We start from the raw sequence: 13,349 nt of genomic DNA on the forward strand, positions 1-13,349 counted from the left end.
GCACCACGCCATATCGCTCCTGACCTAAATTCGTAGTTTTTCTAAACCCTGGAGTACAGAAAGTGAAGCAGCGCGGCCGCAAATCGGGGGCTGAAATGGCCACCGTGACGGCGATGCCGTTGCGCCTGGTGAAGCCACCCGATGATTTGACAGAGGAAGAGGCGGCTGTCTGGGCGAAGGTGACAGCGACGAAGCCTGCCGAGTGGTGGGACGCGGGTAGCGTTCCATTGCTGACGGAATACTGTCGGGCTGATGTCCAGTCAGACCTGGTTGCCGACTTGGTTCGCTCAACTGGAAAGGCGATGCTCGCTGATCCGGGTGAGCTTGATCGGTACAAAGAGCTGAGAAAGATACAGGCGGGCTTGGCGGCGCAGAAGGTGTCCCTTGCCCGGTCCATGCGACTGACGCAGCAGAGCCGCTACCGGGCTGACAAGGCAGACACCACATCACGGAAGGCTGCAGCGCCGGCGAAGCCGTGGCACCACGCCCGAGCTGTTTAGAGCTAAACCGCAACAATTTTCAAACCCGAGGAATGAGAAATGACCGACAAGACCTTGCTTGTGGCCCTGACGAAGCGTGCAGTTGCGAAGCAGCTCAGGCGAGCCGGATCCCCGAAGAAGGAGGCGGAGGCCGTGGTGGCCCGACTGCCATTCAACGTGCTGCGAGGAAAGCTGCCCCTGCATGTCTACGCCGGCATCGCCTGGAAGGCTGCCACTGCGAAGAGGATTGAACGATGAGCGACCAGAAGATCGACGCCGCCGCCCAGGCTTACGTGGAGGCCGCTACAACGCTCGCTGACGCCTTGCTTGAGAAGCTGCAGGCGGAAGCCCCGGACATTGCCGCCAAGGCCGCGCAGGCGCTACAGCACGGCGAGCGCATGCAGCTGGCGCTGGAGTTCGACCCGGAGAGTCCGCGCATTGTCTGGCAGGTGCTGGATGACTATGAGAAACCCAAGCGCCTGATGACCATTCCGGGGCGGATGCCGAGGGGTCACTGACATGGAGCATAGGCGCGCCATCGTCCAGGTGAAGCGCACGCGCACGCAGTTGCGGGAGATTGACACCACGGGCGACAAGGCAATCGACGACACCGCCGAACGGCTGGAGGCTGCGGCGCAGGATGCCGGCTACTGGGTCTCTGCTGATGGGCGCGTGGGCGAGACGGACGTGGCGGCCATGATCGGCCTGACGCCGGGGTCATTGGCGAACAGGCGCAGGGAGGGCACCGCGCCGATGGCGTATGCGATTGGAGGGCGCGGGCACCGGGTGACGTATCGGATTATCGACGTGGCCCGATGGATTGAGGCACATCGGGACAGGTAACCCCACGCAAACCCATGCAGGCCGTTTGAAACTGATTAACTCGGAGCGGTGTTTCTCGGATGATGGGTTCACATTCCCGAACGCAGAAAACCCATGCCCAAGAAACGAAACATGCCTGACATGTCCCACCTGGTTAACGGACCACAGTCACAGGACATCCGCAATATGCGCGATGCCATACAAACCGAGTTTGCCGCAGGCCGCGGTGCCGAGACGGTCGGTGTGATCGCTTCCTCGCTGGCGGAGACCAAGGAAGTGGTCGGCGAAATGCTGAACGGCTGGAAGGACTTCACGCAGTCCCAGGCCGGCTTGCGCACGCAGCTTCAGGTGCTCGAGCAGCACGTCGCCAAGCTTGACACCGAGGGCGGTTCCTACCATTCCGACGCAGGCCCGAGCATCGGCACCCGTGCGATGGATTCGCTGCGCGAGGATCCGGCGTTCGCGGCTGCAGCCGAGGCCGTGGGCCGTGGCATGAAGCCCAGCCAGTTTGCCGCCCGCATCAACCTGGACGGCAGCATCAAGGCTGCGCTGACCAATGAGGGCCGCGGACGCGAAGGCGATACCGGGATCCCTGGGCAGTCCGATCACCGCGGCCTTGTCGGCCCCGTCCAGCGCCCGCTGCGGCTGCTGGACGTGCTGCCCAGCCGCCCGACCACCCGCGACTCGGTGGAGTTCATCCAGATCAGCGCGACCGGCGATGCTGCCGAGCAGATCGAAGAGGGTGATGAGAAAGCCGAGCTGGAGGTGGCCGGAACGGCGCAGATCGCCAACATCGTGACTATCGCTGCATGGACCAGTGCATCCAGGCAGGTGCTGGCCGATCAGGCGGCGCTGGCGCAACAGGTCGACCGGGTGATCCGTCACAAGGTGCTGACCCGTCTGGAGCACCAGATCATCAACGGCCCCGGTGGCGATGGCCGGATCAACGGCCTGCTGAATCAGGCGACCGTCATGGCCCCGGCCATCGGCGAGACCCCGGCGGACCGGATCGGCGAGTCTCTGGTGACGCTGGCGAATAACGGTTATCAGCCGGGCCTGATTGTCATGAATCCAATGGACTGGTATCGCCTGCAGATTACCCGCAAGAACGCCACGGACGAAGAGTACGTGTTCGGCTCCCCCACCGCCCCGGCTGCGCCGTCGCTGTGGAATACCCCGATCGTGCGGACGCCTTCGATGCCTGCGGGCCAGGCGCTGACGCTCGACACCGGGTTCGTGACCGTGCTGGATCGCGAACAGCTGACCGTCATGGCGAGTAACACGCACGCTGACTTTTTCATCCGCAACCTGGTCGCCATCCTGGGCGAGATGCGCGCCGGGCTGGAAGTGCTGGATACGGACGCCGTGCACAAGTTCGACCTGACCGATTAACCGAACGGGTTGTCGCGATGGGGGCCGTTCGGTTACCTCTCCCCCCTAGCGGTCGGTGCGCCTACCGGCAAAGGAAACAGGCATGGCCCCGGCTGGATCGCCCAGGCCGGGGCCTTTTTCTTGGCGAATGTGGAGACCGTCGTGGAACAAGGAACAGTGGTGAAGTGGGTGCCCGAGTCCGGGTTCGGGTTCATCACCCCGGACTTTGGCGGCGCTGACGTATTCCTGCACGTCCGAGCGTTTGCAGCGCCTGTGAGCATCGCAGAGGGCGACCGGGTGACGTTCAAGGCCGGGGTTCGTCCCGGCGGCGCGTACGCCGTGGAGGCGACCCTGACCAACGAGGTGAACTGAAATGGCCTTAGGCAGCGTAACCATTGACTTGCTCCTGAAAACGGGCAGTTTTTCGACCGACACAAAACAGGCCGAGCGCCGCTTAAAGGAGATGGAACGGACGGCCAAGCGGGTGGGTGCAGCCATCGGCGTGGCGTTCGCCGGGGCGGTCGCTTACGGCACGGTCCAGCTCAACAAGCAGATCAACGCCATGGACGAGCTGTCCAAGGCGGCGCAGCGGTCGCAGATGCCCACGGAGGAATTCAGCCGATTGGCCCACGCGGCGAACATGTCCGACCTCTCCATGGGCGACCTGGTCACCAGCATGGGGCGGCTCCAGAGGGCGCAGGACGCCGCCGCCAAGGGGCTGGCAGCCCCGCTGCAGGCATTCGAGCGCCTGGGCGTGCGGGTGCGCGATGCGAGCGGCCAGATGCGCAACAGCCGCGAGGTGTTCATGGACGTTGCCGAGGCGTTCCGGAAGGGTCGCGGCAGTACCGACGTGATGGCAGCCGGTATGCAGATCTTCGGGCGGTCCTTCCAGAACATGATCCCGATGTTGCTGGATGGTCGGGAGGGTCTGGAGGCGCTGGCCGATGAGTCCGACCGCCTGGGCCACACCCTATCCACGGAGGCGGGACGGCAGGCCGAGGAATTCAATAACAAGATGGCGCGGCTGAAGATCGGCATGGATGGCGTGTGGCGCACTGCGGCCATTGACCTGCTGCCGAAACTGGACGATTTCGCCACGTTGCTTAATTCGCAGGAGTTCAGAAGCGGGTTCGGCTACATCATCAACAGCGCGGTCACCGCTGCCCAGAAGCTGGCAGAGCTTGCCGTCACCACTGCCAACGTCACCACGTTCCTTGCCGAGGAAGTGGCGGCACGGACCCACGGCGCGGCTGCAGACGACATCGTGAGGCTGGAGCAGGAAGCCGAGCGGATCAAGAAGCAGCTCGCGTTCGCGGCGAACAGGCCAGCCGCTGGGGCCGCTGGCAACTGGATGCGCGATGTTGTCGGGCTGCCGACCACGGACGAGCTGCAGACGCGGCTGGGGCAGCTGGAGACGATGATCCAGCAGTGGTACGACAACCCGCCGAAGCCTGGGCCGGGTCAACGGCAGCTGGCGGATTTCTACAACCCGGCTGGCACTGACTTCGACTTCAACCCCGCCGCCACCACGGCAGCCACAAATGCCGCTGACCTACTGGCGCAGGCCAACGAGGCGGCGCGGCTGTCCGAACAGCGGCTGACCGAGCAGATGATGGACGGCGAGGCGGTCCGGCTGCGGTGGCTCGACCGGATCGATGACATGGTGGCCCGCGTCGAGGGTCCGGCTGCCGTGGCGACCCTGCACTTCCGCAGGGAGCTTGCAGAACTCAATGCCGCGCTCGCTGTGGGGGAGGTTTCGTTTGAGGACTACACCCGAGCAGCGCAGGCGATGGGGCAGACGCTGGGGAACGTGGTGGCCGAGGTTGATGCCGCGACGGGTGAGATGACCGTCTTTGCCGAGCAGGCGGCACGAAACATCCAGTCGTTCTTGGGTGACGCCACCTATGACCTGCTGGACGGCAACTTCCGCGACATCGCGGACAGCTTCAGCGACATGATCAAGCGGATGATGGCCGAGCTGGCGGCATCCAAGCTGCTGGAGGCGCTGGGCGCGCTGGGCGCCAACAACAGCGGTACGTGGTGGGGGTCCCTGCTGGGCGGGCTGTCCGGCAAGCGGGCTGCAGGTGGGCCGGTGCGTGCGGGTGGCACGTATCTGGTGGGTGAGCGTGGGCCGGAGCTACTGCGCATGGGCGGCAACGGGGGGCACATCACGCCTAACCACATGGTCCCGGCGATGGCTGCTGCAGGCGGTATGCAGGTGGTGGTCAACAATCACGGACCGCAGCGAGTCAGCGCCCGTGAGGAACGCCAGCAGATGCCCGATGGTTCGGTGCTGCGCCGGATGGTGATCGACGTGGTGGCCGACGATCTAGCCAACGGCGGCGCGATCGGCCGGGCCGGCAAGTCTCGGTTTGGCTGGAGGGAGCAGGTGTAGGCCCCTTGGCACGTGTAACTTCAGACTACAAACCTAAGAGGATCGAAACGTGAGCGACGAATTGACACCCCTGCACGCTTTGGTACTCGGGCGGGTTGCCTCCATCAATGCCCTGGTGGCCGCAGCATTGGCGTACTCCCTTCGCGACCATGAAGACCCGCGAGGCACATTGTCCGACTTAGTAGAGGGGCTAGAGGGCGACTTGAGCGACACCATCGGCAAGTTCGCCGTCATGCTTCCCGGCGACTTCAAGGAACAGGCGGTGGATGCCGGTCAGTCCAACACGCTCAAGGTCGGAAGGATCGCAGACGCCTTACTGGAAGCGTTAGGCGCTGGCCCTGCTAAGCGATAGAGGGTGCTAATTGGGCGGAATCTATCCCGCGCAGGAAGAGAAAAGGGACTCCGAGCGGGTCCCTTTCTCATTGTTGGGCCAGAAGTGTGGCTCAAGCTGGAATCATATGTAAGTCATTGATTCCATTATGCAATTGGCGGAGAGGGGGGGATTCGAACCCCCGAGGCGCTATAAACGCCTGCCTGATTTCGAGTCAGGTACATTCAACCACTCTGCCACCTCTCCGGTGGTTTTCGCCGCCAGCCGGCAGCGAAGTCGGACATGATAAGCGGCGGCCGGGCAGGGAACAAGGCGCCCGGCGGCCTTGCGGTTAAACTGCCGTTCCCAGATCACACCGGTGCCCAAGCCCATGCCTGAAGTCCAAGTGCCCGTTTCCTTTGGCGAACTGCTCGACAAGATCGCCATCCTGCAGATCAAGTCCGAGCGGATGCAGGACCCCGGCAAGCTGGCCAACGTGCGCAGGGAGCTGTCGGCGCTGGAAAAGACCTGGATGGCGCACCCGGCGGCCGGTCGCGACGTGGTCCGCCTGCGCGCCGACCTGAAGTCGGTCAACGAGCGTCTGTGGGAGATCGAGGACGAGATCCGCCTCCAGGAAAAGGCGGGGGCGTTCGACGAGGAATTCGTCCGCCTGGCGCGCAGCGTGTACTTCGAAAATGACGAACGGGCGCGGATCAAGAAAGAGATCAACTTGGCGCTGGGCTCGTCCTTCGTGGAAGAAAAGTCCTACCAGGACTACCGCGGCGCGGGCGCTTAGCCCTTCGGTCCGGGGTGGTCGGCGCGGAAACGCTCGAAAGCGGCGATCGCATCCTCCACCGTCACCAGTTCCATCACCCCGTCGTGCTCGATCTTGGTGCCCCAGCGCAGCTCTGCCGCCGGGCGCTTGAGGTATTTGCGGGCGGCGGCGTCATAGCGGTCCACACAATAGCGCCGGTCCGAATAGGGGCCGCTGCGCGCCGGGTTGCTGGCCGCGTGCAGTCCCAGCACTTTGGCCCCCATGGCGTTGGCGATGTGCATGGGGCCCGAGTCCGGAGTCATTACCAGATCGGCGCGGGCCAGCAGGGCGGGCAGCTGTTTGAGCGTGTCCTTGCCGACCAGGTCGATGAGCGGCGCGCGGGTCCCGGCGGCGATGGCATCGGCGGTTTCGCGTTCCAGCGCGCTGCGGCCGCCGCATAGCACCACCCGCCAGCCGGCGGCTGCGGCATGGTCGGCCACGGCGGCGTAGCGGTCGGCGTACCAGTTGCGGCGCACATGGCTGGAGCAGGGCGAGATCACCAGGGTGCGCACGTCATCCCTGGGCCATTGGGCGCGCGCCCATTCGTGTGCATCCTCCGGCACCGGCAGGTTCCACACCGTCTTGCCTCGCGCCAGGCCCAGCGGCTCGCAGAAGCTGCCGATGGCGTCGAGCACGTGGATGCCGGGACGATCGGCGATGCGCTCGTTGATGAACAGCCCGTGCAGGTCCTTTGAGCGGGCGCGGTCGTAGCCGATCCGGCGTCGCGCCGGAATGAAAGCCGACAGCAGATTGGCGCGGCCGGCTACCTGCAGCTGCAGCAGGGCGTCGAATCTGCGGCCCCCCAGCTCACGGCGCACCGTGCGCATGCCGGCCACGCCGGACTTCTTGTCGTACACCACAAACTCCACCCCCGGCAGCCCATCCAGCAGGCGTCGCTCGCCCTTGCCGATCACCCAGGTAAGCGAAGTTTCAGGCCAGGCCGAGCGCAGCGTGTGCACCAGCGGCAGCACGTGGGTGACATCGCCAAGTGCCGACAGCCGCAGCAGGCAGATCGACCCCGGGACCGGGGAGCGGGAAGGCGGCGGTGGAAGTGGCATAAGGCTTGTTAGACTCGCTGGATGGTGAGATTCGACGCCACTGAAAGCCTGACGCCGTTCCGCGATGAAGGCGGCGGGTTTGGATCGATTCTGAGCGATGCCGCGATCGTGCGGCAAGTCGAGCAGGGCTGGTTCGACCCTGCCTGGTGGGGAGATGCTGCGCGCCGGGTGACCAGCGGCGGACGTGGTGGGGCGTGGTTCGTTGACAGCCCTGTCGGCCCGGCGGTGCTGCGCCACTACCTGCGTGGCGGGCTGGTGGCCAGGTTGAATCGCGACCTTCATCTGTGGCGGGGCAGCGAGCGAGTGCGCAGTTTTGCCGAATTCCGCCTGGCCCGCGAGCTGCACAAGAATGGGCTGCCGGTGCCCGAGCCGATCGCCGCCTGCTACCTGCGCCGTGGCCTGTTTTACCGCGCGGCCATCCTGGTCCAGCGGCTGGAAGACGTCGTCAGCCTGGCTGACCTCGTCAAGGCCGACAGCGCCGCCGCACCCTGGGAGCAGACCGGCGAGCTGGTGTCACGATGCCACCGCGGAGGACTCGACCACGTCGACCTGAACGCCCACAACATCCTGTTTGGAAACGACGGTCGCGGCTGGGTGATCGATCTGGACCGCTGCCAGCGGCGCCTGCCGCAGACGGGGTGGCGCATGCGCAACCTGGCGCGGCTGGAACGCTCGCTGCTCAAGCTGCATGGCGGACGCCCCAGGGCCGAGGTGCAAACCGGTATCGCCCGTCTGCGCGCCGCCTATGACGCGCGCTGGGACAAGGGATATTGAGCATGGGCTGGGCGCTGCGATTTCACGGGGTTGGCAACGCCGACGCGGTCGAGCTGGGTAATTCCATGGCCACCATCGAACGTGATGGCGAGCCGTGGCTGACCATTGACTGCGGCAGCGAGGGATTGAGCGCGTACCTCGCCCATTACGGCCAGCCACCGCGGGCGCTGTTCATCACGCATACCCATATGGATCACGTGTCGGGGTTCGAACGGCTGTTTTCGCGGATGTATTTCGATCCGCAGCGGCGCGGTCGCGTGCCCGTTTACGTGCCGGCCAGCGTGGTGCCACTGCTGCACCAGCGGGTTGGTGATTACCCCAATGCGCTGGCCGAGGGCGGGGCGAATTTCTGGGAGGCATTCCAGCTGATCCCGGTGGGAGACTGGTTCTGGCATGACGGGGTGCGGCTGGAAACCTTTGCCGTGCGTCATCACTGGCCGCGCACCGCGTTCGGCCTGCGCCTGCCGGGCAGCCTGGTGTGGAGCGGGGATACCCGCCCGATCGCCGAACTGTTGAAGGTCTATGCGGCTGCCGGCGAAACCGTGGCCCATGACTGTGCCCTGCACGGCAATCCGTCGCACGCGGGATTGGACGAGCTGGAGCGTGAATACCCGCCCGAGCTGCTGGAACGCTGCGTTCTCTACCACTACGCAAGCGCCGCAGACGGCGACGCCATGCGGGCGCGCGGGCATCGGGTGGCCGCACCCGGCGAAATTTTGGCGTTGCAAGCGCCAACGTCGGGCATCATGGAGCAGTCATGAGTGCCGCTCCTGTCCCGAACCAGACTCCGCTTCCGCTCGACCGCCTCGGGCGTCCGCTGCGTGACCTGCGGCTTTCGGTGATCGAGGCCTGCAATTTCCGCTGCGATTACTGCATGCCGGCGGATCGGGTGCCGGACGACTACGGGTTTGATTCGGCGTCGCGGCTGTCGTTTGACCAGATAGAAACCCTGGTGCGCGGCTTTGCCCTGGCCGGCATGCGCAAGCTGCGCATCACCGGTGGCGAGCCGCTGTTGCGGCGCAACCTGCCCGAACTGATAACCCGGCTGGCTGCGGTCCCGGGCATCGAAGACCTGGCCCTGACTACCAATGGCAGCCTGCTGGCCCGCCAGGCGCAGGCGCTGCGTGATGCCGGCCTGCGGCGGTTGACCATCAGCCTGGATGCGCTGGAACCGGAGGTGTTCCGCCGGCTCAGCGGCGGGCGCGGCGAAGTCGCCCGGGTGCTGGAGGGCGTTCGCGCCGCAGAAGCGGCCGGATTTGAATCGATCAAGTTCAACTGCGTGGTCCAGCGCGGGGTCAATGACGATCAGGTGCTGACGCTGGTGGAACACTTCCGCGGCAGCGGGCACGTACTGCGGTTCATCGAATACATGGATGTGGGCACCTGCAATGGCTGGGACCGGACGCGGGTGGTGCCTTCGGCCGAACTGCACGGGATGATCCATGCGCGCTGGCCGCTGCGGTCGCTGGATCCGCAGCACCGTGGGGAGGTGGCCGAACGCCACGCTTTCCAGGACGGCGCCGGCGAAGTCGGATTCGTCAGCTCGGTGACCGCGCCGTTCTGCGCCGACTGCAACCGCGCGCGGGTTTCGGCCGATGGCCATCTGTACACCTGCCTGTTCGCGGCCGGTGGGGTGGACCTGAAGCCTGCCCTGGCCGGCGGCGAACTGGCCATGGCCGAGCACGTGGCCGGCCTGTGGTCGCGCCGCGCCGACCGTTACAGTGAACAACGCGGCACCGCCAGCGGCTCCGGTCGCCGGGTGGAAATGTTCCTCATCGGCGGCTGATTCGGCGCAGGCGTTTGCCGGGGGCCGGTATCATCAGGGGCCGCATTGTTTCCGGATGGCCATGTCCAGTTCTTCCCCCCAGGGCAAACTCACCCATCTCGACGCTTCCGGCCGCCCGGCCATGGTGGATGTGTCGGGCAAGGTGGTGACCGCGCGCGAAGCGGTTGCCGAGTGTCTGGTGCAATTTCCTGATGATGTCGCCGCGCAGCTTCGCGAAAGCGGGCTGCGCAGCGCCAAGGGCGGCATTGTCGATACCGCCATCGTCGCCGGCACCATGGCGGTCAAGCGCACCCACGAACTGATCCCGTTCTGCCATCCGCTGCCGATCGATGGAGTGAAACTGTCCATCGACTGGCATGGCCCGAGCGAGCTGCTGGTGGTGTGTTCCGTGAAGACGGTGCACCGCACCGGGGTGGAGATGGAGGCGCTGACCGGAGCCACCATCGCCGCCCTGACCATCTACGACATGTGCAAGGCGCTTTCGCACGACATCGTGCTGGGCCCGGCCAGTCTGGCCGGCAAGCGCGGCGGCAAACGTGATTTTGGCCGCTCCGGCGGGGATTCGGGAGCAGGCGCATGACCCGCGTGACCGTGCTGTATTTCGCCAGCCTGCGCGACGCCGCCGGCTGCGAGCGCGAAACCTTGCCGACCGCGGCAGCGGACCTGCGCGCCCTGTACCTGGAGCTGCAGCAGAAGCACGGCTTTGCGTTACCCGCCGATCGGCTGCGGGTCGCAGTGGACGGCGCCTTTGCGCGCTGGGAAGACGCCCCGCGCGAAGGTGCGGAGATCGCATTCATTCCGCCGGTCAGCGGCGGCTGAGCAGACCGATATGAAACGCTTCCGTATTTCCGACACGCCTTTCGACGCATCCGCTTTGCACGCGCGGCTGCAGCATGACGCCGCCGGCGCCTGCAGCATCTTCGAAGGCTGGGTGCGCAATTACAACGAAGGCCGGCCGGTGCGCGGGCTGCGCTACGAGTCCTACCGCGAGCTGGCCGAGTCCGAGGGCGAAAAGATCCTGGAAGAAGCCTGCGAGCGCTTTTCACTGGCCCAGGCGGTCTGCGTGCACCGGGTGGGCGAGCTGGCCATCGGCGAGCTGGCCGTATGGGTGGGCGTGTCCGCCGGGCACCGCGACATGAGCTTCGAGGCCTGCCGCTGGGTCATCGACGAGGTCAAACACCGCGTGCCGATCTGGAAGCACGAGCATTACGTGGATGGCGATGCCGGCTGGCTGCATCCAGATGAGGGTGCGCCTGCCTGAAAAGGCGATGACCCCGCCAGTTGACCTCGGCACCCGCGTCGAACGATACCGTTGCTGCCTTCCGGCCCTGGCGGAGTTTTCGATCTAGCGTTGCGAGGGACCGACGGGGTCACCATAGATTGGCGGAGAGAGGGGGATTCGAACCCCCGAAGCGCGGTTTAGACGCTTACACACTTTCCAGGCGTGCTCCTTCAACCGCTCGGACACCTCTCCGCACTGGGTCCCGGCGCCGATGAACAGGTGCCGGGCCGGCAATTCTACGCTCCGGCACGATGCGGAACAAGGAACATGATGAACCGGCTGGAAGGGGCGGCCGGCATGGCAGAATGGGCGCATGTCCTATCTCGTCCTCGCCCGCAAGTGGCGCCCCCGCCGTTTCGATGAACTGGTTGGCCAGGAGCACGTGGTCCGGGCCCTCAGCAACGCGCTTGATACCGGCCGCGTGCACCACGCGTTCCTGTTTACCGGCACCCGGGGCGTGGGCAAGACCACCATCGCCCGCATCTTCGCCAAGAGCCTGAACTGCGAACAGGGCACCTCGGCCGAGCCCTGCGGCCAGTGCAATTCCTGCCGCGATATCGATGCCGGCCGCTTCATCGACCTGCTTGAAATCGACGCCGCCAGCAACACCGGCGTCGACGATGTGCGCGAGCTGATCGACAACGCCCAGTACATGCCGTCCCGCGGGAGGGTGAAGGTGTACCTCATCGACGAAGTGCACATGCTCTCCAAGTCCGCCTTCAACGCGCTGTTGAAGACGCTGGAAGAGCCGCCAGGACACGTGAAGTTCCTGCTGGCCACCACCGATCCGCAGCGCCTGCCGGTGACCGTGCTGTCGCGCTGCCTGCAGTTCAACCTGAAGCGGCTGGACCTGGACCAGATCGAAGGCCAGGTCGCGAAGATCCTGCAGGCCGAGGAGATTGTATCCGAGCCAGCGGCCATTCGCGAGCTGGCCAAGGCCGCCGATGGCAGCCTGCGCGACGCGCTGTCGCTGCTGGACCAGGCCATCGCCTACACCGGCGGCAAGCTGGACGATGCCGGCGTGGCCGCGATGCTCGGCACCGTGGACCGCACCCGGGTGGCAGCGCTGCTGGACGCGCTGTCGGCCGGTGACGGCCAGGCCCTGCTGGCCGAGGTGGAGACCCTGGCCGGGTTCTCGCCGGACTGGGGCAGCGTGCTCGACGCCATGGCCGAAGCGCTGCACCGGATCCAGGTGCGCCAGCTGGTGCCGGGCAGCGTGGTGGAGGCCGACGGCGTGGACCTGGACGCGTTGGCGTCCAGCCTCAGGCCCGAGGTGGTGCAGCTGTGGTATCAGATGGCCCTGACCGGGCGCCGCGACCTGCCGCTGGCTCCCAGCCCGCGCTCGGGTTTCGAGATGAACGTGCTGCGGATGCTGGCATTCCGCCCGCAGCAGGGCGAGAGCCCAGGATCCGCCGCGCAGCCATCCACCGCGTCGAGCGGTCGGGGCGCTGTCAGCGGGCATGCCGCTGCGGCGATGGCCCGGGCGGCGTTGGATGCTGCCCCCGCGGCGCAGGCCGCACGCGCCCCGGAGCGTCCCGCGCGGCCGTCGGCCAGCCAAGCTCCGCCGCCCGTTTCTCCGCCGCAGCCCCCGCCGCAGCCCACGCCGGAAGAGCAGCCGGCCAGTCGGCAGCAGGCGCCGCCGCCGGTCCGCCAGCCCGCGCCGGACGCAGCTCCGATCCGCGCCAGCATGGATCGTCCCCGTATGGATCATCCGTCGGCACCGCCGCACTCCGACCCCCCCCGCTCCGAGCCGCCCCGTTCCGAGGCGCCAGCCCGGGCGGCCACGCCGCCGGCCGCTCCTGCTCCTGTTAATGCTCCCGTTGCTGCCGCCGTTGATGCAGCCACGTGGCCAGACCTGATCACCCGCCTTGGGCTGCGTGGACCGGTTCGCGAGCTGGGTGCGCATACCGCGTTCGTGGGCTATGACAGCGGCGTGCTGCAGCTGTCGTTGCCGCCCTCGGACGACCATCTGAAAGCGCCCTTCCTGGTTGACCAGCTGGCCGCCGCGCTCGGCCCCCATTTCGGCGCCGCGCCGCAGATCCGTTTCTCCGCCGAGGCGCCGGCCCAGGGTGAAACCCTGCATGAGCGCCGCGTGCGCGAGCAGGATGCCCGTCAGCGTGAGGCCGAAGGCGCATTCATGGCCGACCCCGACGTGCAGCGCCTGATGGCCCAGCCGGGAGCCAAGCTCGTGCCGGATTCCATACGCCCCTTCGACGATAATTGACCGTCGCAACCCAGACCCTACGACCCGAGGTGAA

General features: G+C 66.2%; 17 protein-coding genes, 2 tRNA genes and 1 other RNA gene. 16 read left to right on the forward strand and 4 right to left on the reverse strand.

Going from position 1 to position 13,349, the window contains the following annotated elements; all coding sequences use genetic code 11:
- Window positions 1-62 precede the first annotated feature (62 nt).
- The 8 genes from ACW7G3_RS09605 to ACW7G3_RS09640 all read left to right on the forward strand — a co-directional run bounded on the left by ACW7G3_RS09605 (window position 63) and on the right by ACW7G3_RS09640 (window position 5,419).
- Window positions 63-500 carry a hypothetical protein gene (locus ACW7G3_RS09605; protein ID WP_456982552.1) on the forward strand — a complete coding sequence of 146 codons (438 nt, stop codon included), beginning with the start codon at window positions 63-65 and terminating at the stop codon, window positions 498-500.
- 39 nt (window positions 501-539) lie between these two features.
- The gene (locus tag ACW7G3_RS09610; RefSeq protein ID WP_456982554.1) at window positions 540-737 is read left to right on the forward strand and encodes a hypothetical protein; all 198 of its coding nucleotides are present in this window, start codon (window positions 540-542) and stop codon (window positions 735-737) included.
- On the forward strand, window positions 734-997 hold the full coding sequence (locus ACW7G3_RS09615; RefSeq protein WP_456982556.1) for a hypothetical protein: 264 nt from the start codon (window positions 734-736) through the stop codon (window positions 995-997). The genes ACW7G3_RS09610 and ACW7G3_RS09615 overlap by 4 nt, the downstream gene beginning before the upstream one ends.
- Before the next feature lies 1 nt (window position 998).
- Window positions 999-1,322, forward strand: a complete 324-nt coding sequence (locus ACW7G3_RS09620; RefSeq protein WP_456982557.1) for a helix-turn-helix transcriptional regulator — start codon at window positions 999-1,001, stop codon at window positions 1,320-1,322.
- Window positions 1,323-1,442: 120 nt separating this feature from the next.
- Window positions 1,443-2,693, forward strand: a complete 1,251-nt coding sequence (locus ACW7G3_RS09625) for a phage major capsid protein (protein WP_456982558.1) — start codon at window positions 1,443-1,445, stop codon at window positions 2,691-2,693.
- A 141-nt stretch (window positions 2,694-2,834) separates the two neighbouring features.
- Window positions 2,835-3,044: a cold-shock protein gene (locus tag ACW7G3_RS09630; RefSeq protein WP_456982559.1), complete on the forward strand. Its 210-nt coding sequence runs from the start codon at window positions 2,835-2,837 to the stop codon at window positions 3,042-3,044.
- A 91-nt stretch (window positions 3,045-3,135) separates the two neighbouring features.
- Complete coding sequence (locus tag ACW7G3_RS09635) at window positions 3,136-5,067, forward strand: hypothetical protein (protein WP_456982561.1); 1,932 nt, start codon at window positions 3,136-3,138, stop codon at window positions 5,065-5,067.
- Window positions 5,068-5,116: 49 nt separating this feature from the next.
- On the forward strand, window positions 5,117-5,419 hold the full coding sequence (locus ACW7G3_RS09640) for a hypothetical protein (protein ID WP_456982563.1): 303 nt from the start codon (window positions 5,117-5,119) through the stop codon (window positions 5,417-5,419).
- 134 nt (window positions 5,420-5,553) lie between these two features.
- Here ACW7G3_RS09640 and ACW7G3_RS09645 read toward each other — a convergent pair.
- Window positions 5,554-5,644: transfer RNA gene (locus tag ACW7G3_RS09645), tRNA-Ser, on the reverse strand.
- 124 nt (window positions 5,645-5,768) lie between these two features.
- Between ACW7G3_RS09645 and ACW7G3_RS09650 the strand changes: the two genes are divergently transcribed.
- Window positions 5,769-6,173: a DUF6165 family protein gene (locus ACW7G3_RS09650; RefSeq protein ID WP_456982565.1), complete on the forward strand. Its 405-nt coding sequence runs from the start codon at window positions 5,769-5,771 to the stop codon at window positions 6,171-6,173.
- Here ACW7G3_RS09650 and ACW7G3_RS09655 read toward each other — a convergent pair.
- On the reverse strand, window positions 6,170-7,249 hold the full coding sequence (locus tag ACW7G3_RS09655) for a glycosyltransferase family 9 protein (RefSeq protein WP_456982567.1): 1,080 nt from the start codon (window positions 7,247-7,249) through the stop codon (window positions 6,170-6,172). The two genes, ACW7G3_RS09650 and ACW7G3_RS09655, sit on opposite strands and share 4 nt — an antisense overlap.
- A 21-nt stretch (window positions 7,250-7,270) precedes the next feature.
- Between ACW7G3_RS09655 and ACW7G3_RS09660 the strand changes: the two genes are divergently transcribed.
- The 6 genes from ACW7G3_RS09660 (at window position 7,271) to ACW7G3_RS09685 (ending at window position 11,070) form a co-directional block, all read left to right on the forward strand.
- Window positions 7,271-8,023, forward strand: a complete 753-nt coding sequence (locus tag ACW7G3_RS09660) for a 3-deoxy-D-manno-octulosonic acid kinase (protein WP_456982569.1) — start codon at window positions 7,271-7,273, stop codon at window positions 8,021-8,023.
- Between the two features lie 2 nt (window positions 8,024-8,025).
- Complete coding sequence (locus tag ACW7G3_RS09665; RefSeq protein WP_456974713.1) at window positions 8,026-8,784, forward strand: MBL fold metallo-hydrolase; 759 nt, start codon at window positions 8,026-8,028, stop codon at window positions 8,782-8,784.
- The gene (gene moaA / locus ACW7G3_RS09670; RefSeq protein WP_456982571.1) at window positions 8,781-9,809 is read left to right on the forward strand and encodes a GTP 3',8-cyclase MoaA; all 1,029 of its coding nucleotides are present in this window, start codon (window positions 8,781-8,783) and stop codon (window positions 9,807-9,809) included. The genes ACW7G3_RS09665 and moaA overlap by 4 nt, the downstream gene beginning before the upstream one ends.
- A 61-nt stretch (window positions 9,810-9,870) precedes the next feature.
- On the forward strand, window positions 9,871-10,389 hold the full coding sequence (gene moaC / locus ACW7G3_RS09675; RefSeq protein ID WP_456982573.1) for a cyclic pyranopterin monophosphate synthase MoaC: 519 nt from the start codon (window positions 9,871-9,873) through the stop codon (window positions 10,387-10,389).
- A complete protein-coding gene (locus tag ACW7G3_RS09680) occupies window positions 10,386-10,628 on the forward strand; it encodes a MoaD/ThiS family protein (RefSeq protein ID WP_456982575.1) in 243 nt (80 codons plus the stop codon). The genes moaC and ACW7G3_RS09680 overlap by 4 nt, the downstream gene beginning before the upstream one ends.
- Before the next feature lie 10 nt (window positions 10,629-10,638).
- Complete coding sequence (locus ACW7G3_RS09685; RefSeq protein ID WP_456974721.1) at window positions 10,639-11,070, forward strand: molybdenum cofactor biosynthesis protein MoaE; 432 nt, start codon at window positions 10,639-10,641, stop codon at window positions 11,068-11,070.
- A gap of 10 nt (window positions 11,071-11,080) precedes the next feature.
- Here ACW7G3_RS09685 and ffs read toward each other — a convergent pair.
- Together ffs and ACW7G3_RS09695 are read right to left on the reverse strand one after the other, a co-directional pair.
- An RNA gene (gene ffs, locus ACW7G3_RS09690) (signal recognition particle sRNA small type) lies at window positions 11,081-11,177 on the reverse strand.
- A gap of 13 nt (window positions 11,178-11,190) precedes the next feature.
- A tRNA-Ser gene (locus tag ACW7G3_RS09695) sits at window positions 11,191-11,283 on the reverse strand.
- Between the two features lie 121 nt (window positions 11,284-11,404).
- On the opposite strand from ACW7G3_RS09695, the gene dnaX reads away from it, so the two are divergent.
- Window positions 11,405-13,315 (forward strand): DNA polymerase III subunit gamma/tau, encoded by a 1,911-nt coding sequence (gene dnaX / locus ACW7G3_RS09700; RefSeq protein ID WP_456982576.1) that lies wholly within the window; start codon window positions 11,405-11,407, stop codon window positions 13,313-13,315.
- The last annotated feature ends 34 nt before the right edge of the window (window positions 13,316-13,349 follow it).

Source organism: Luteimonas sp. A478, from assembly GCF_054052025.1.